This is a genomic window from Nocardia sp. NPDC004722 (assembly GCF_053601505.1).
The window spans coordinates 1-15,145 of record NZ_JBSGBY010000147.1 but is presented as its reverse complement, the minus strand read 5'-3'; the positions used below and the strand labels follow the sequence as shown (position 1 = coordinate 15,145).

17 protein-coding genes and 1 pseudogene are annotated in these 15,145 nt (G+C 66.8%); 7 read left to right on the top strand and 11 right to left on the bottom strand.

The window, feature by feature from the left end:
* A partial coding sequence (locus ACWELQ_RS16900) for a response regulator transcription factor (protein WP_452397968.1) occupies positions 1 to 590 on the top strand: 590 nt, incomplete at its 5' end.
* A gap of 48 nt (positions 591 to 638) precedes the next feature.
* On the opposite strand, the gene ACWELQ_RS16895 is transcribed toward ACWELQ_RS16900, so the two are convergent.
* The 3 genes from ACWELQ_RS16895 to aroA all read right to left on the bottom strand — a co-directional run bounded on the left by ACWELQ_RS16895 (position 639) and on the right by aroA (position 3,757).
* Positions 639 to 1,184, bottom strand: coding sequence for a nitroreductase family deazaflavin-dependent oxidoreductase (locus ACWELQ_RS16895; RefSeq protein ID WP_452397967.1), 546 nt, complete (start codon positions 1,182 to 1,184; stop codon positions 639 to 641).
* 291 nt (positions 1,185 to 1,475) lie between these two features.
* Positions 1,476 to 2,513, bottom strand: a complete 1,038-nt coding sequence (rsgA, locus tag ACWELQ_RS16890) for a ribosome small subunit-dependent GTPase A (RefSeq protein ID WP_452397971.1) — start codon at positions 2,511 to 2,513, stop codon at positions 1,476 to 1,478.
* The gene (aroA, locus tag ACWELQ_RS16885; RefSeq protein WP_452397966.1) at positions 2,480 to 3,757 is read right to left on the bottom strand and encodes a 3-phosphoshikimate 1-carboxyvinyltransferase; all 1,278 of its coding nucleotides are present in this window, start codon (positions 3,755 to 3,757) and stop codon (positions 2,480 to 2,482) included. Before aroA ends, rsgA begins: the two co-directional genes overlap by 34 nt.
* Positions 3,758 to 3,862: 105 nt before the next feature.
* On the opposite strand from aroA, the gene ACWELQ_RS16880 reads away from it, so the two are divergent.
* Entirely contained in the window at positions 3,863 to 4,156 is a 294-nt protein-coding gene (locus ACWELQ_RS16880; RefSeq protein WP_452397965.1) for a hypothetical protein, read from the top strand.
* Between the two features lie 83 nt (positions 4,157 to 4,239).
* Here the strand turns inward: ACWELQ_RS16880 and ACWELQ_RS16875 are convergent, their stop codons facing one another.
* A complete protein-coding gene (locus tag ACWELQ_RS16875; protein ID WP_452397964.1) occupies positions 4,240 to 5,748 on the bottom strand; it encodes an aldehyde dehydrogenase family protein in 1,509 nt (502 codons plus the stop codon).
* A gap of 131 nt (positions 5,749 to 5,879) precedes the next feature.
* On the opposite strand from ACWELQ_RS16875, the gene ACWELQ_RS16870 reads away from it, so the two are divergent.
* On the top strand, positions 5,880 to 6,647 hold the full coding sequence (locus tag ACWELQ_RS16870) for an SOS response-associated peptidase (RefSeq protein WP_452397970.1): 768 nt from the start codon (positions 5,880 to 5,882) through the stop codon (positions 6,645 to 6,647).
* 72 nt (positions 6,648 to 6,719) lie between these two features.
* On the opposite strand, the gene ACWELQ_RS16865 is transcribed toward ACWELQ_RS16870, so the two are convergent.
* The 4 genes from ACWELQ_RS16865 to ybaK form a co-directional block, all read right to left on the bottom strand.
* Positions 6,720 to 6,995: a hypothetical protein gene (locus ACWELQ_RS16865; RefSeq protein WP_452397963.1), complete on the bottom strand. Its 276-nt coding sequence runs from the start codon at positions 6,993 to 6,995 to the stop codon at positions 6,720 to 6,722.
* Positions 6,996 to 7,158: 163 nt separating this feature from the next.
* Positions 7,159 to 8,853 (bottom strand): MDR family MFS transporter, encoded by a 1,695-nt coding sequence (locus ACWELQ_RS16860; protein ID WP_452397962.1) that lies wholly within the window; start codon positions 8,851 to 8,853, stop codon positions 7,159 to 7,161.
* A complete protein-coding gene (locus tag ACWELQ_RS16855) occupies positions 8,850 to 9,419 on the bottom strand; it encodes a MarR family winged helix-turn-helix transcriptional regulator (protein ID WP_452397961.1) in 570 nt (189 codons plus the stop codon). Before ACWELQ_RS16855 ends, ACWELQ_RS16860 begins: the two co-directional genes overlap by 4 nt.
* Before the next feature lie 117 nt (positions 9,420 to 9,536).
* On the bottom strand, positions 9,537 to 10,031 hold the full coding sequence (ybaK, locus tag ACWELQ_RS16850) for a Cys-tRNA(Pro) deacylase (RefSeq protein ID WP_452397960.1): 495 nt from the start codon (positions 10,029 to 10,031) through the stop codon (positions 9,537 to 9,539).
* A 149-nt stretch (positions 10,032 to 10,180) separates the two neighbouring features.
* On the opposite strand from ybaK, the gene ACWELQ_RS16845 reads away from it, so the two are divergent.
* Both ACWELQ_RS16845 and rsrA read left to right on the top strand, forming a co-directional pair.
* Entirely contained in the window at positions 10,181 to 11,002 is an 822-nt protein-coding gene (locus ACWELQ_RS16845) for a sigma-70 family RNA polymerase sigma factor (RefSeq protein WP_452397959.1), read from the top strand.
* A 65-nt stretch (positions 11,003 to 11,067) separates the two neighbouring features.
* Complete coding sequence (gene rsrA, locus ACWELQ_RS16840; RefSeq protein ID WP_452397969.1) at positions 11,068 to 11,349, top strand: mycothiol system anti-sigma-R factor; 282 nt, start codon at positions 11,068 to 11,070, stop codon at positions 11,347 to 11,349.
* Positions 11,350 to 11,432: 83 nt separating this feature from the next.
* Here rsrA and ACWELQ_RS16835 read toward each other — a convergent pair whose 3' ends face one another.
* Positions 11,433 to 11,507 (bottom strand): 50S ribosomal protein bL37, encoded by a 75-nt coding sequence (locus tag ACWELQ_RS16835; protein WP_153805149.1) that lies wholly within the window; start codon positions 11,505 to 11,507, stop codon positions 11,433 to 11,435.
* A gap of 90 nt (positions 11,508 to 11,597) precedes the next feature.
* On the opposite strand from ACWELQ_RS16835, the gene ACWELQ_RS16830 reads away from it, so the two are divergent.
* Both ACWELQ_RS16830 and ACWELQ_RS16825 read left to right on the top strand, forming a co-directional pair.
* Positions 11,598 to 11,813, top strand: a complete 216-nt coding sequence (locus tag ACWELQ_RS16830) for a biotin/lipoyl-binding carrier protein (RefSeq protein ID WP_452397958.1) — start codon at positions 11,598 to 11,600, stop codon at positions 11,811 to 11,813.
* Between the two features lie 112 nt (positions 11,814 to 11,925).
* Positions 11,926 to 13,440, top strand: coding sequence for a sensor histidine kinase (locus tag ACWELQ_RS16825; RefSeq protein ID WP_452397957.1), 1,515 nt, complete (start codon positions 11,926 to 11,928; stop codon positions 13,438 to 13,440).
* A 199-nt stretch (positions 13,441 to 13,639) separates the two neighbouring features.
* On the opposite strand, the gene ACWELQ_RS16820 is transcribed toward ACWELQ_RS16825, so the two are convergent.
* Together ACWELQ_RS16820 and ACWELQ_RS16815 are read right to left on the bottom strand one after the other, a co-directional pair.
* Entirely contained in the window at positions 13,640 to 13,894 is a 255-nt protein-coding gene (locus ACWELQ_RS16820; RefSeq protein WP_011211115.1) for a WhiB family transcriptional regulator, read from the bottom strand.
* A 257-nt stretch (positions 13,895 to 14,151) separates the two neighbouring features.
* Positions 14,152 to 15,054, bottom strand: a pseudogene (locus ACWELQ_RS16815) (diacylglycerol/lipid kinase family protein); the annotation flags it as partial.
* Positions 15,055 to 15,145 lie beyond the last annotated feature (91 nt).

Sequence of the window (15,145 nt, the reverse complement as noted above, 5' to 3'; positions counted from 1 at the left end):
CCGCCTGCCGGGTGGGCCGTTTCGACGAGGCCGCGGCCTGCGCCGAGGCGATCGCGCAGTGGGCGCGGCGCTCCCGGGCGCGCTGGGCGCTGAGCACCGCCTACGCCAGCCGGGCGCTGCTGTCCCCCGAGGACCGCGCCGAGTACTACTACCGCCGCGCCCTGTCCGTCGGCGACGCCCGGCACACCGCCTTCGCCCGGGCGCGCACCCAACTGCTGTACGGCAAGTGGCTGCGCCGGGTGCGCCGACGCCGCGACGCCGCCGAGCAATTGCGCACCGCCGCCGACGCTTTCGACCTGATCGGCGCGGCGGCCTGGTCCGCGCGCGCCCGGACCGAACTGGATCTCACCGGCACCGGGACCAAGGCCGCGGGCACCGGTTCGACCCCGTTGACCGCGCAGGAGTCGCAGGTGGCCAAGCTGGCCGCGCAGGGGCTCACCAATCGGGAGATCGGCGCGGAACTGTTCCTGAGCCCCCGCACGGTCGGGCACCATATGTCGCGCATTCTCGAAAAGCTCGGTCTCACCAGCCGTTTCGAATTGCGCGGTATCGATTTCGACAACGGAATGCGTTTGACCCGGCCACACTGACGCGTTTGACCCGGCCACACTGACCGGTCTCAGCGAATTTCCGGCAAGTCAGATTCGGGTGAGTTCGAAGATCCGGAACCGGCGCTCGCCCGCCAGTCGCTGCTCCATGGCATACCCGGGCCAGAAATCCAGCGCCCGCCGCCAGGCCCGATCCCGATCGCCGCCGGTCAACTGTCTGACCTGGACCGGGAATCGCTCGGCGCGCACCCGGAGTTCGGCACGCCCCACGCCGTCTCCCGCCTGCACGGCCCCGAGCAGATTCGCCGACCAGGACGGTTGCTGCGGTTTTCCCCAATTCGAGGACACGATCAGAAAGCGCTTCTCGTCGCCCGGATCCGGCACATAGAGCAGGGTGACGGTCCGGGGAATTCCGGTGCGGCGGCCGACCACCGTGATCTGCAGCGCGGGCAGCCCCGCCACATCCAGGATCCCCTTGCGATCCTTGGTGATTCGCCTGGTGAAGTCCTCCAGTGCGAAGACGGCCGGTGCGGCGCGCATGACCAGCGGGCGGCGCGCGAGGGCGCGGCCCAGCCGGGGCAGCGGATTCCAGCGGGCGGGCGCGTCGGGTCTGCGACGCCACTCAGCGAATGCCATGTTCCCGATTATGTTGCTACTTCGCCCGCCGGGCGCGCGTCAGGGCGCCCAACGTGCCCGATCCCACTCGTCCTGCCAATCATGCGGATCGGCCGGGGACCGATCCTCGTCGTGTTCACGCGGCAATTTCTTGCCCCCGTTCCGTGCGGGTTCGCTTATCTCTGGCCTGGCCGGGTCGGCGGGCGCAGCTTCGGGGATTTCTTCGCTCATGACATCCCTTCGTGCCGGTTATGCACAAAAGGTATCGAATGGGCGATTTCCTGGCTATCTCAGGTGCCGGTTTCGGTTATCTCAGGTATCGGTGTTGTCCCGGAACCAGGGGTCATTGGAATTCAAGGCGGTGAGCAGGCGGCGAATGGCCTCCACCCGTAGCTCTTTGCCGGGGAGTTGGTCGAGCGCGCATTCCGGGTCGGCGGGCGGCCCCAGATGGGTGCAGCCGCGCGGACAGTCCTCGATGGCGTCGGCCAGATCCGAGAACGCGCCGATGACATCGTCGGGGGTGATGTGGGCCAGGCCGAAGGAGCGGACGCCGGGGGTGTCGACCACCCAGCCGCCGCCCGGCAGCGGCAGCGCCACCGACTGGGTCGAGGTGTGTCTGCCCTTCCCGACCCCGGAGACCACGCCCACGGCCCGATCCGCGTCCGGCACCAGCCGATTCACCAGCGTGGACTTGCCGACACCGGAATGCCCGATCAGCGCGGTCAACTTGTCGTCGAGCAGCGCCAGCGCCGGTTCCAGCGGATCCTCGATCCCGGCGTAGACGATGGTCAGATCCAAATCCTCGAAGGCCGAGGCGAATTCGGAGGCGGCATCCAGATCGTGCTTGGTGAGGCACAGAATCGGTTGCAGCCCACCGACATACGCCGCCACCATGGCGCGCTCCACGAACCCGGTGCGCGGCGGCGGATCGGCCAGGGCCACCACGATGAACAGCTGCTCGGCATTGCCGACCACCACCCGCTCGAACGGATCGGTGTCATCGGCGGTGCGGCGCAACACCGTTCGCCTTTCGGCCACCCGCACGATGCGGGCCAGGGTGTCGGGCTTGCCCGACAGGTCGCCGACCAGATCCACCTGATCGCCGACCACGATCGGGGTGCGACCCAGTTCGCGTGCCCGCATGGCGGTCACCGGCCGGTCCGGGTCGCCGTCCAGCACGCACCCCCAGCGCCCGCGGTCCACCGAAACCACCATGGCCGCTTCGGCATCCAGATGCTGCGGCCGGGTCTTGGTGCGCGGGCGGGTGCCCTTGCCCGGGCGCACCCGGACATCGGTCTCGTCGTACTCGCGCCGCCTCAGCGGTCTGCTCCGGCCAGCATGTCGTCCCAGAGTTCCACGAAACCGGGCAGCGTCTTGGCCGTGGTGCCGATGTCCTCGATCTCCACGCCCGGCGTGACCAGGCCGATGATCGCGCCCGCGGTGGCCATCCGGTGATCGGCGTAGGAGCGCCACTGCCCGCCGGTGAGCGGGCTGGGCACGATGGCCAGCCCGTCCTCGGTCTCGGTGACCTGGCCGCCCAGCCGGTTGATCTCGGTGGCCAGCGCCGCCAGCCGGTCGGTCTCGTGCCCGCGCAGATGCGCGATGCCGCGCAGTCGCGACGGCGAATCCGCCAGTGCCGCAAGGGCCGCCACGGTCGGGGTCAGCTCGCCCACGTCGTGCAGGTCGATGTCGATGCCCGCCAGCCGCTCCGGCCCGCGCACGGTGAGCACGCCGTCGAAGATGCGCGCCTCCGCGCCCATGCGCACCAGGATCTCGCGGATCACATCGCCCGGCTGGGTGGTGTAGCGCGGCCAGAACGGGATGCTCACCTCGCCGCCGGTGATGGCCGCGGCCGCCAGGAACGGGGTGGCGTTGGACAGGTCCGGTTCGATCTCCCAGTCCACCGCGCGGATCTTGCCGGGCGCGACCGTCCAGGTCTGCGCCTTGCGCGGATCCTTGGGCGCGTCCACCTGCACGTCGGCGCGCCGCAGCATCTCCACGGTCATCTCGATGTGCGGCATGGACGGCAGCGGCCCGCCGTCGTGATTGACCGTGATGCCCTGCTCGAACCGCGCCGCCGACAGCAGCAGCCCGGACACGAACTGCGAGGAGCCCGAGGCGTCGATGGTGACCGGCCCGCCGCGCAGGCCGCCCATGCCGTGCACGACGAACGGCAGCCGGTCGCCGTCGATATCGAGGCCCAGCGCCCGCAGCGCGTCCAGGATGGTGGTCAGCGGCCGCGTGCGCGCCTGCTCGTCCCCGTCGAAGGCGACATCCCCGGTGGCCAGCGCCGCCACCGGCGGCAGGAACCGCATGATGGTGCCCGCGAGCCCGCAATCGACCATGGCGCTGGAGAATTCGGCCGGCGGGGTGACGGTGAGCGTCGTGTCCTCGCCCTCGATCGTGGTGCCCATGGCCCGCAGCGCCGCGATCATCAGATTGGTGTCGCGACTGCGCAGCGCGCCGGTGAGGGTGGACGGCCGATCCGCCAGCGCGGCGAGGATCAGCGCCCGATTGGTAATGGATTTGGACCCGGGCAGGGTCACGGTCGCGTGGACGGGAACTCGGACGTGGGGCGCGGGCCAGAAAGTCACCAGCCCATCTTCCCAAACGATGAGGGCCGCGCGGGCTTCCCGTCCCTTTCCCGCCTGCCGGATTCCTTCTAGACGTATACGTATATAGGTACGTATACTCGGGTCGTGATCGATCCCATCAGCCTCGTTGTCGGGGGCGCGCTCGTCGGTGGCGGCTGGCTCGCAGGCCGATTCGGGTCCCGGCGAAGCAAGCCGCAGAGCGCGTTGAACCCCGCCGAATGCGGGTGCGGCCACGACCTCGCCATGCACGACCGGGAGGCCGGTCACTGCCACGGCGAGACCTTCCGCAAAACCGGCAACGGCCTCAAGACCTGGGCGCGCTGCAACTGCCAGCGCTACACCGGCCCGACCCCGCTGGAGGAATTCTTCAGCCCAACCCCCTTGCCGCCCAGCCCGTAACGCGGAACGCCGGTCCCCGAGGTGGGGACCGGCGTTGTGGCAGTGGGGGTTTCAGGGGAACCCCTGAGAGTCCCGAGAGTTGGTTACTTCGCGCGCCCGTGGATGAACGGCACGATCTTGCGCAGCAGCTTCATCGTGCGATCGGTCCGGGTGTAGGACAGCAGCGCCATCCCCGGAATCGTGAAGCGCTGCTCCGCGATCGAATGCGGCCGCGAGAACTCGAGCAGGCCGGGCGCACCGTGAATCCGCCCGATGCCGGACTCCCGCACGCCACCGAACGGCAGTCCCGAGATCGCCGCGTAGGACAGCACCGAATTCACCGAGGTGCAGCCCACGTCCAAACGCCGGGCGATCTCCATACCCTGCTTCTTGGAGTACACCGCCGACCCGAGCCCGTACTTGCTCTTGTTGGTCAGCTCCACGGCCTCGTCGACGCCGCTGACCGTGCGGATGGTGACCGTCGGCCCGAAGGTCTCCTCGCACACCGCGTCCGCGGACTCGTCGGTGTCGACCAGGATGACCGGCTCGATGTAGGGGCCCTTGACGGACTCGGGCCCGCCGAGCACCGCCTTGCCGCCGTTCTTGATCGCGTCCTCGATATGGCGGCGCACGATGTCGATCTGGCTCGGCATGGTCATCGGCCCGTAGGAGGCCTTGGCGTCCGAACCCGGCTTGATGTCGGTGAGGATGCGCTTGACCTCGGCGATGAACTCCGCGGCCACCGACTTGTCCACGTACACGCGCTCCACGCCCGCGCAGGTCTGGCCGGAGTTGGCCGTCGCGCCCCAGGCGACCGCGTCGGCGGCGGCCTTGATGTCGGCGTCCGCGGCCACGATCACCGCGTCCTTGCCGCCGCACTCCAGCAGCACCGGGGTCAGCGATTCGGCGGCCGAGGCCATGATCTTCTTGCCGGTCGCGGTGGACCCGGTGAAGGCCAGCTTGTCGACGCCGGACTTGACCAGCGCCGCGCCGGTCGCGCCGTAGCCGTTGATGGCGACGAACACGCCGTCGGGCAGGCCGGGATTCGCCTCGGCGAACGCCTTGGCCACGAAATTGCCGATGCCGGTGGAGAACTCGCTCGGCTTGAAGACCACGCAGTTACCGGCGGCCAGCGCGTAGGCGATGGAACCGTTCGGCGTGTAGACCGGGTAGTTCCACGGCCCGATGATGCCGACCACGCCCAGCGGGCGGTACTCCAGGTGCGCGGCGAAGTTCGCCATGAACGCGCCCGGCGCGACCTTGCGCGGCTTGAGCACCTTCTCGGCGTTGGAGGCGGCCCACTTGATGTGCTCCAGCGCCAGCATCAGTTCCAGGAAGGCGTCGTCGAGCGGCTTGCCGTTCTCGGCGTGGATGAGCTCGCACAGCTCGTCGGACTTCTCGACCAGCTTGGATCCCCAGCGCAGGATGTGCTTCTTGCGTTCGGCGTAGCTGAGCGCGCCCCAGGTGGCGGCGGCCCCCCGCGCCTTGGCGACGGCCGCGTGCACCGCCGCTTCGTCATCGATCTGGTAGGTGGCGAGGGCCTCGCCGGTCGCGGGGTTGACCGAAGTCAGCGTGTCGGCCTGATCGAGCGGGGCGGTTTCGGTGGCAGTCATGAGTGGCGGCGATCCCTTGTGAGAGGTTGTTGAGACGAACGTCTCATACCCGCCAAGTGAAGTCAATTGCCATCACATCGCATGCGATTCATTCCTGGTGGCTGTCGGTGGCCGGTGGCAGCATGGTCGGCATGTGCGGTAGGTACGCGACAACGACGAATCCCGCGAAGCTGGCCGTCGAACTCGACGCTATCGACGAGACCGGCGATACGGGCTTCAATCCCAACTACAACGTGGCCCCCACCAATCAGGTGCTCACGGTCGTGGAACGCCACGATCGCGACCATCCGGAGGATCCGGCCACCCTGCGGGTGCGGGCCATGCGCTGGGGCCTGATCCCGGTGTGGACCAAGACGGCCGAACCCGGTGTCCCCGTGAAGGGCAAACCGCTGTTCAATGCCCGCGCCGACAAGGCCGCCACCACGGCTTCTTTCCGTGACGCGGTGAAGAAGCGCCGCTGCCTGGTGCCCATGGACGGCTGGTACGAGTGGGTCACCGAGGCGGATTCGCTCGGAAAGGCCGTCAAGCGGCCGTATTTCATGTCCAAGTCCGACGGCGGGCGGCTGTACATGGCCGGGCTCTGGTCGGTCTGGCGCGACCGCAGCCTGGGTGACGAGGCGAAACCGCTGCTGTCGTGCACGATCCTGACCACGGACTCGGTCGGCGCGTTGACGGACATCCACGACCGCATGCCACTGCCCATGCCGCGTGAGCATTGGGCCGCCTGGCTGGACCCGGACCATCCGGCCCCGGAAGAGTTGCTGGAAACACCCGCGCCGGAGGCGGTTTCGGACATCGTGATCCGTGAGGTGCCGTCGCTGGTGAACAGCGTGAAGAACAACGGGCCGGAGCTATTGGGGACCGTGAACGATCAAGCCGGTCAGATCAGCCTGATCTGACCTTCCCGCTTCCATTCATGGCCGTGCCCCGCTGCGGAATGCAGCGGGGCACGGGATGCTGGTGAGTTGGGCTCAGCCGCACTTCACCGACGGGATCGGGATGTTCAGCGTGCACTTCAGCGTGTCCGCCGCCGAATCGATGATCTTGGTGATGACCCCGCCGCCGAGCTTCTCGGCCTTGTCCACGTGCTCGTCCTTCTTCGGCTCCTTGCCGCTGTCCGGCGCTCCCGGATTGGGGAAGCTCGGATTGTTCGGTGCGGCCGTCGCGACGGTGGCCGTGAACGGCGCGGCTCCCAACGCCAGGGCGAGAGTTCCAGCCACGACAGCGGTGCGAATGGACAACCTCATCACATCCTCGGGTTCGAATCGGACCTTGTGGACAAAGGGTTCACAACTGGCTCACTGCTCGTTCCCAAGTAACTCACAGAAATACGCGCGAATTGTGAAATGACAATGCCCCCGTCGCGTCTCAGCGGCGGGGGCATCGGCTATTCGGTAATCGCCGTTCGGGTCAGACCGTGGCGGCTTCCGCCTCGGATTCCTTGCGGGCCTGCAAGCCGCCCGCGGTCCGCAGCGGGACTTCCTTCCAGAACAGCACCAGGATGAAGCCGATCAGCGACACCACCGTGGCCGAGAGGAACACCCGGTCCATGGAGTTGGCGAAGCCCTCCTTGAAGGGGTGGGCCAGTTCCGGGTTCAGCTTCTGGATGACCGAGCTGTCATTGAGCACCTGGCCGACGACAGCCGGGGCGGTCTCCGGGCTCGACAGGCCCTTCGCAACCTTCGTGTCGACCGAGTCTGCGGGGCCGTTCTTCGCTTCCTGGAAGGTCTGGACGTATGCCTGGTCGCTACGTGCGCCTTCCAGCGAGCTGGTGATGTTCGGCGCCAACTGCGTGAACAGCACCGACAGGAACACCGCCACGCCCAGCGTGCCGCCGATCTGCCGGAAGAAGGTCGCGGCCGCGGTGGACACGCCCATGTCCTTGGGCGGCAACGCGTTCTGCAGCGCCAGGGTCAGCGGCTGCATCAGGTTGCCCAGGCCGAAGCCGGTGATGGCCATGAAGATCATGACGACCCACAGCTTGGTGTCGGCCGAGACCAGGTGCAGCAGGAACAGACCCGAGGTCAACAGTGCCGCGCCGACGGGCGGGAAGTACTTGTACCGCCCGGTCCGCGAGATCAGCTGGCCCGCCAGGATCGAGCCGGTCATCATGCCCGCCACCAGCGGCAGCATCAGCAGACCCGCCTTGGTCGGGCTCGCGCCCTGCACCACCTGCAGGTACTGCGGCAGCAGCGTGATGCCACCGAACATGGCCGCACCGACCACCACCGAGATGACTACGCCGAGCGCGAAGGTCGAGTTCTTGAACATGCGCAGCGGAATCAGCGCGGCGTCGCCCTGCTTGGCCTCGACAGCGATGAAGCTCACCACGCCGACCGCGCCCAGGATGTAGCAGAACAGTGCATAGCCACTGCCCCAACCCCATTCGCGACCCTGCTCGGCGACCACCAGCAGCGGCACCAGGCCGACGATCAGCGCCGAGATGCCCATCCAGTCGATCGGCACCTTGGTGACGGGACGCTTGGGCAGCTTGAGCACGCGGGTCACCACGGCCAGCGCGATGATGCCGACCGGCACGTTCACCAGGAACACCCAGCGCCAGCCGCTGACGCCCAGGATGTGGTCCGCGCCCGACAGCAGACCGCCGACGACCGGGCCGACGACGCTGGAGGTGCCGAACACGGCCAGGAAGTAGCCCTGGTAGCGAGCGCGTTCACGCGGAGACACGATGTCGCCCATGATGGTCAGCGCCAGCGACATCAGACCGCCCGCGCCCAGGCCCTGGAAGGCCCGGAAGGCTGCCAGTTCGTACATCGACGTCGCCATCGAGCAGGCCAGCGAGCCGACCACGAAGATGGAGATGGCGGCCAGATAGAACGGCTTGCGGCCGTACATGTCCGAGAGCTTGCCGTAGAGCGGCGTGGCCAGGGTCGAGGTGATCAGATAGGCGGTGGTCACCCACGCCTGCGCCGAATAGCCCTGCAGCTGATCGGCGATGGTGCGGATGGAGGTCGACACGATGGTCTGGTCGAGGGCGGCCAGCAGCATGCCCATGACCAGGCCGCTCATGATGACCAGGATTTGCTTGTGGGTGAAGCCGGCCGAATTGACTTCGGGCTCTGCGACTTCCGCTGTAGTAGTCACGAATTGTTCTCCGCGGGTGCGTAATAGGACTGAAGGTCTTTGTGGGCGGCCATATCGGCGAGCATGCGCTGCCGGGTCACCTCGTAGCCGTCGACGAAGCGGCGCAGCAGGTCCGAGAAGGTGTCTCGTTCCTCGGCGGTCCAGCCGGTCAGCATCTGCCGCAGCGAGTCGTTGCGGCGGGTGCGGATCTGGGCGGCGACCGCGCGGCCGGATTCGGTCACGTCGAGAACGCTGACGCGACCGTCGGCGGGATCGGCGCGGCGTTCGATGAGACCGCGTTTCACCAGGCTCGCGACCTGTCGGCTGATGGTGGAGGCGTCGGAGTAGAGGGCCTCGGCCAGTGCGCCCGAGCGCATCGGCCCACCGTGGATCAGCTGGAACAGGATGGCGAACGCCGCCGGTTCGATCTCACCCTGGGTGAGGGTCGCGATCTGCGCGTTGGTGCGATCGCGCAGTTTGGTGAGCCGGGCGATCTCGTAGGCGATGGCATCGACGAGGCCGTCGTCGATGGTGCTGCCGGGGCCGTCGTCGATGGTGTCGGTAATCGCCGGTTCATCGTCGTTCACGGTCGGTCTCACCTCCTTGCTTCGGGCAACTTCTTGTATCCGTCAACTAGTTGTACGGCGCAAGTATTCCGATGTAGTTGCCCGATGGCAAGTTTTTTCCGGAGGTTGTGTCTCCGCTCACGCGGAGGCGACGGAGGCGGTCACCGCATTCGTGAGTCGTACCAGGTCAGCGGGGTTGAGCTCGATCTCCAGCCCCCGCTTGCCCGCACTGCACAGCACCCGATCCCACTCCAGCGCCGACACGTCGATCACCGTCGGCAGCCGCTTCTTCTGGCCCAGCGGCGAAATCCCGCCCAGGACATAGCCGGTGGTGCGCTCGGCCTTGGCCTTGTCGGCCATCGCGGCCTTGCCGCCCCCCAGCGCGGCGGCCGCCGCCTTCAGCGACAACTTGGTCGGCACCGGCAGCACCGCCACCGCGAGCCCGCCCGAACCCAGCTCGATGACCAGTGTCTTGAAGATCTGCCCGGCGGTCACCCCGAGCTGCTCCGCGAGCGCCTCGACCGCCTCCGCCCCGTACGAATCGTTCTGGGGGTCATGGGGATACGCGTGCACCCGATGATCGACTTTCGCCTGCACCAAGGCCTTGATCGCGGGGGTCGAAGCAGCAGCCATGGGCTCACCCTAACCACCGAACGCAACCGGATTTCCGGTGCTGGGAACACGGACAGCACCGGGTCTGTTGCACGCCATACGCGCTTCGCAGCAACCGCTGGGCCCACGGTCGGCGAAGGCAGGCAGCCCATTCACGAAGGAGGAGTCGGGTGACCGTTCTGGTCGAGGAGCGCCCGGTTTGGACCAGTTTCCTGGCCGAATCCCTGCTCGCGGTAGCCTCAAGTGCTACGGCGATCGAAGGGACAAGCGTGACGAGCGACGACGACATGGTCGATCGCCTGCGTGATGACGACGCGGACAGCGAGAGCATCGACGCCGGTGAAGACCAAGCGGTCGACTACGACGAAGTGAGCGAATCCGGTGCCAGGAGCACCGAATCCGCTGCGGAACTGGCCGTGCGATTCGAGCGCGACGCGCTCCCATTGCTGGATCAGCTCTACGGTGCGGCGTTGCGCATGACCCGCAACCCGGCCGATGCCGAGGACCTGGTGCAGGAGACCTTCGCCAAGGCCTACCAGGGGTTCAAGTCGTTCCGCGAGGGCACCAACCTGCGGGCCTGGCTGTACCGCATCCTCACCAACACCTACATCAACTCGTATCGGAAGAAGCAGCGCCAGCCCGCGCAGTATCCGACCGACGAGATCACCGACTGGCAGCTGGCCGCCACCGCCGAGCACACCTCCACGGGTCTGCGTTCGGCGGAGATGGAGGCCCTCGAGGCGCTGCCGGACGACGACATCAAGGCCGCGCTGCAGGAGCTGCCCGAGGAATTCCGGATGGCGGTGTACTACGCCGACGTGGAGGGCTTCCCCTACAAGGAAATCGCCGAGATCATGGGAACCCCCATCGGTACCGTCATGTCCCGTCTGCACCGCGGTCGCAAGCAGCTCAAGGGCCTGCTCGCGGACGTGGCACGGGAACGAGGATTCAACCGGTCGGGCAGCGATGCGCGTGAGGAGGTAAATCAGTGAGCGAGCGCAGCGAGCGAAAAATAGACACAGCCGACCTGTCGCTCGGGCCGGAGCGCAGCGGAGGCATGAGCGACGAGATGGATGATCTGGATTGCTCGGCGGTGCTCGCCGATGTCTGGCTGCTGCTGGACAACGAGTGCGATGCCGCCGTCAAGGATCGGCTGCGCGAGCACATCGACCGTTGCTCGCCGTGCATCGAGGCCTACGGCCTGGAGGAGAAGCTCAAGTCGCTGCTCAACCGCAAGTGCGGCGGCGACCGCGCGCCGGACGCGCTGCGGCAGCGCCTGACGCTCGAGATCCGGACCAGCTACACCAGCGTCGAGACCCGGATCGACAGCACCGAATAAGCACCCGTACACAACAGTCGAGCGGCACCGCATCCCTTTGGGAAGTGGTGCCGCTCAACAGTTTTCGAGCTAGTTACCGCAGCTCAGGCGTTCGGCCGCTTGCCGTGGTTGGCTGCGTTCTTCTTGCGGCCACGCTTCTTACGTCCACGCTTACCCATAGGTAATCTCCCTTCAGTCGGTCGCCATTCTTTCATGTGTGGTTGGCTGTACCTTCAGGGGCTACGGGTCACTCAACGCGAGAGGTGTACATGGCTGAGGAAGTACGTGCCGAGATGGTCTCGACCGTCCTGGAGGTTCTCGTCTCCGAGGGCGAGGCGGTGGATGTCGACGGCACGGTGGTGATGCTGGAATCCATGAAGATGGAGATCCCGGTCATGTCCGAGGTCGGCGGCACCGTCTCCTCGATCAATGTCGAGGTCGGTCAGGTGCTGCAGCCCGGCGACCTGATCGCCGTCATCTCCTGACCGGAATCTCCTCGAGAGCCCGCAGCCGCAAGCCCCCGACCCGCTGCTGACACGCCCTGTCCGTATCGCGTGGGAACATACACCCGACGTGGGAACAGAGGAGTGTGGGTGAATGTCGACACTGAGTGATCTACTGGCTGAGCACACCGACCTACCGGGTGCGGCCGTCGACCATTTGCAGCGGGTGGTGGGGGACTGGCAGCTGCTGGCGGATCTGTCGTTCGCGGATCTGCTGCTGTGGGTGGGGACGGGCCCGATCAGCGAGGGCGCGGAGGTGGTGTGCGTGTCGCAATGCCGCCCGACCACCGCGCCGACCGTGCATCCGGAGGATCTGGTCGGCAGCCTCGCCACCAAAGAGGCGAATCCGCATGTGTTCGAGGCGCTGCTGAACGCCGATATCGTCCGCTACGAGACCGATACCGCCTTGACCGGCGTCTATCACCCGCATCCCGTGCACGCGGTGCGCGAGGCGATTCCGGTGCGGGTCGGCGACGACATCATCGCCGTGCTCGGCCGCGACACCGATGTGCAGCGTCGCAAGATGCGTTCCAGCCTCGAGATCGCCTACATGTCCTGCGCGGACGACCTGTGCCAGATGGTCGCCGACGGCACCTGGCCCGCGCTCGAGGATCGCACCGGCGCGCACTCCAGCCCGCGCGCGGGTGACGGATTCATTCGCCTCGACACCGAGGGCACCGTCGTCTACGCCAGCCCCAACGCGCTCTCCGCCTATCACCGCATGGGTTTGCAGAACGATCTGGTCGGCCAGGATCTGGCCTTGACCACGCGTTCGCTCATCACCGACCCGTTCGACGCGCAGGAGGTGGTCGGCGATATCCAGGCGGCCCTGGCCGGAAAGGCCGGGCGCCGAATGGAAGTCGAGGCGCGCGGCGCGACCGTGCTGCTGCGCACCCTGGTGCTGCGCCCGCACGGCGAACTGGCCGGGGCCGCGGTGCTGGTCCGCGACGTGACCGAGGTGAAGCGCCGCGATCGCGCGCTGCTGTCCAAGGACGCGACCATCCGCGAGATCCACCACCGGGTGAAGAACAATCTGCAGACCGTGGCCGCGCTGCTGCGTCTGCAAGCCCGCCGCACCGAGAACGAGGAAGCCCGCCTGGCCTTGACCGAATCGGTCCGCCGGGTCACCTCCATCGCGTCGGTGCACGAAATGTTGTCCATGTCGGTTGACGAAGAGGTCGATCTGGACGAGGTGGTGGACCGCCTCTTGCCGATAATGGCCGATGTCGCGACCGTGCACACCGCCCGGATCAAGGTGCGCCGGGCCGGATCACTCGGCGTCTTCTCCGCCGAACGTGCCACGCCGCTGGTCATGGTGCTCACCGAATTGGTGCAGAACGCCATCGAGCACGCCTTCGACGCAGGCGAGAACGGCACGGTCACCATTCGTTCCGAGCGTTCGGCGCGCTGGCTCGATGTGATCATCAGCGACGACGGCCGCGGCCTGCCCGACGGATTCAGTTTGGAAGCCTCCGACCGGCTGGGCCTGCAAATCGTCCGCACACTGGTTACCGCCGAATTGGGCGGTTCGATCGGATTGCATCCCGGCGCCGATGTCGGCACCGACGCGGTGCTGCGAGTTCCCTTGGGCCGCCGCTCCGCTCGTTGATCGAAATATCTTGTACGACGCACAAGTTCGGGCGTAGTGAAAAATCTGCGCCCGAACTTTCGTTCGAAAGCGCGAATCCCGTTGACCGAGAAATTCGCCCTTTACACACTGATGCCCGGCACCTGTATTGGTGCCGGGCCTAATCGCGTTGCGACCCCGAGGCTGGGATGGGTCGTAACGCCTACCGTCTTTTAGCTGGTCAGACGACGGTACGGGTGCGGGTGCGCGCGTTGCGACGCTTCAGCGCACGACGCTCGTCTTCGCTCATACCACCCCACACGCCGGCATCCTGGCCCGACTTCAGGGCCCAGGAAAGGCAGTCAGCGGTGACGGGGCAGCGAGCGCAGACCAGCTTGGCATCGGCAATCTGCGCGAGCGCCGGACCACTGTTTCCCACCGGGAAGAACAGCTCGGGGTCCTCGTCGCGACAGATGGCCTTGTGGCGCCAGTCCATTCCTCTGCTCCTTTGCTAGGGCGCGCGCATGGCGCTGCCCCTTAGGTTTGTGGTCCGTTCACTTGTGCGACTCGAATGTTTCCGCACGGTTGCTTGTGAATGCTTTCACGAACACCGTAGATGTCAATAGATACCTGGTGCACCGTGGGGAAGCTCACGCTGTAAGACCCCTACATGGGGGTCCGCCGTGTCATTTGTACTCGGTCGAGCGGGTTTTCGCAGCGCAACAGCGATAGTACTCAGGTGTGTCGAACCGGCTAGGGCTTCGGCGCGACCACATCGAGGATATCCGGGACGGCTGTGAAATTCACCATGTTGCGCCGACCGATGAAGTCGCCGTCGATTTGCAAGCCGATCGGTTCCTCCGCCGTGATGGTCACGGCCGGAACGTCGTCCTCGCGAAACAATTTGTGCCCCTTGGGATCCGCATCGGCGGAGAGCAACTGGCGGGCGATCATGAGGGTCGGCAGGACGCTCATGGTGCGCATGGCAAACACCCCGAGACCCGATTCGAAGGTTGTCTCCGGGTTGGTGACCACGGGCGTGTTGTCGAGATAGGTCCAGGGACTGGCATTGGTCACGAATGCGTAATGCACGTCCGTAACCGGTTCGTGACCCGGAATGTCCAGGGTCACTTGCGCGGCATGGCGTTTCGCGCGGAAGAACTGCTTGACCGTGGTGCGCAGATAGCGGGCGGGCGTGGCGGCCTTGCCGTTCGCGCGCTTGTCGTCGATGGCCTCGCAGACATCCGCGTCCAGGCCGACGCCCGCGCTGAAGGTGAACCAGCGATCATCGGCGACGCCGAGCCCGATGCGGCGGTCGGCCTCGTCGGCGACCAGATCGATGAGCTGATTGGTGGCGGTCACCGGATCCGGCTCGATGCCGAGCGAGCGCGCGAACACATTCGCCGACCCACCCGGAATGACGCCGAGCCGCGGCAGCCATTCGCGCTGAGGCTGACCGGGCAGCGGCAGAAAGCCGTTGATGGTCTCGTTCACCGTGCCGTCCCCGCCGTGCACCACGATCAGATCCATGCGGGTATCAGCGGCCCAGCGCGCCAATTCGGCGGCGTGCCCACGATGCTCGGTCTGACGAACGGTCAGCTGGGTGCGGGATTCCAGCGCGTGAGCCAGCAGATCGCGAGTGGACCGAGTCGTCGAACGGCCTGGTGATCGACTGGCAGGGCGTCGGCGCGGGCACCCGACCCTTGAAGAAGCGGTCGGGTGTCACGCCCATCAGCGAACGGAAATC

What these genes read in the sequence shown, in the direction of transcription:
- ACWELQ_RS16895 (WP_452397967.1), bottom strand. Translation starts at nt 1,184, where the DNA reads ATGGCATTCGCTGAGTGGCGTCGCAGACCCGACGCGCCCGCCCGCTGG.
- ACWELQ_RS16875 (WP_452397964.1), bottom strand. Translation starts at nt 5,748, where the DNA reads ATGACTGCCACCGAAACCGCCCCGCTCGATCAGGCCGACACGCTGACT.
- ACWELQ_RS16870 (WP_452397970.1), top strand. Translation starts at nt 5,880, where the DNA reads ATGTGCGGTAGGTACGCGACAACGACGAATCCCGCGAAGCTGGCCGTC.
- ACWELQ_RS16865 (WP_452397963.1), bottom strand. Translation starts at nt 6,995, where the DNA reads ATGAGGTTGTCCATTCGCACCGCTGTCGTGGCTGGAACTCTCGCCCTG.
- ybaK (WP_452397960.1), bottom strand. Translation starts at nt 10,031, where the DNA reads ATGGCTGCTGCTTCGACCCCCGCGATCAAGGCCTTGGTGCAGGCGAAA.
- rsrA (WP_452397969.1), top strand. Translation starts at nt 11,068, where the DNA reads ATGAGCGACGAGATGGATGATCTGGATTGCTCGGCGGTGCTCGCCGAT.
- ACWELQ_RS16830 (WP_452397958.1), top strand. Translation starts at nt 11,598, where the DNA reads ATGGCTGAGGAAGTACGTGCCGAGATGGTCTCGACCGTCCTGGAGGTT.
- ACWELQ_RS16825 (WP_452397957.1), top strand. Translation starts at nt 11,926, where the DNA reads ATGTCGACACTGAGTGATCTACTGGCTGAGCACACCGACCTACCGGGT.
- ACWELQ_RS16820 (WP_011211115.1), bottom strand. Translation starts at nt 13,894, where the DNA reads ATGGACTGGCGCCACAAGGCCATCTGTCGCGACGAGGACCCCGAGCTG.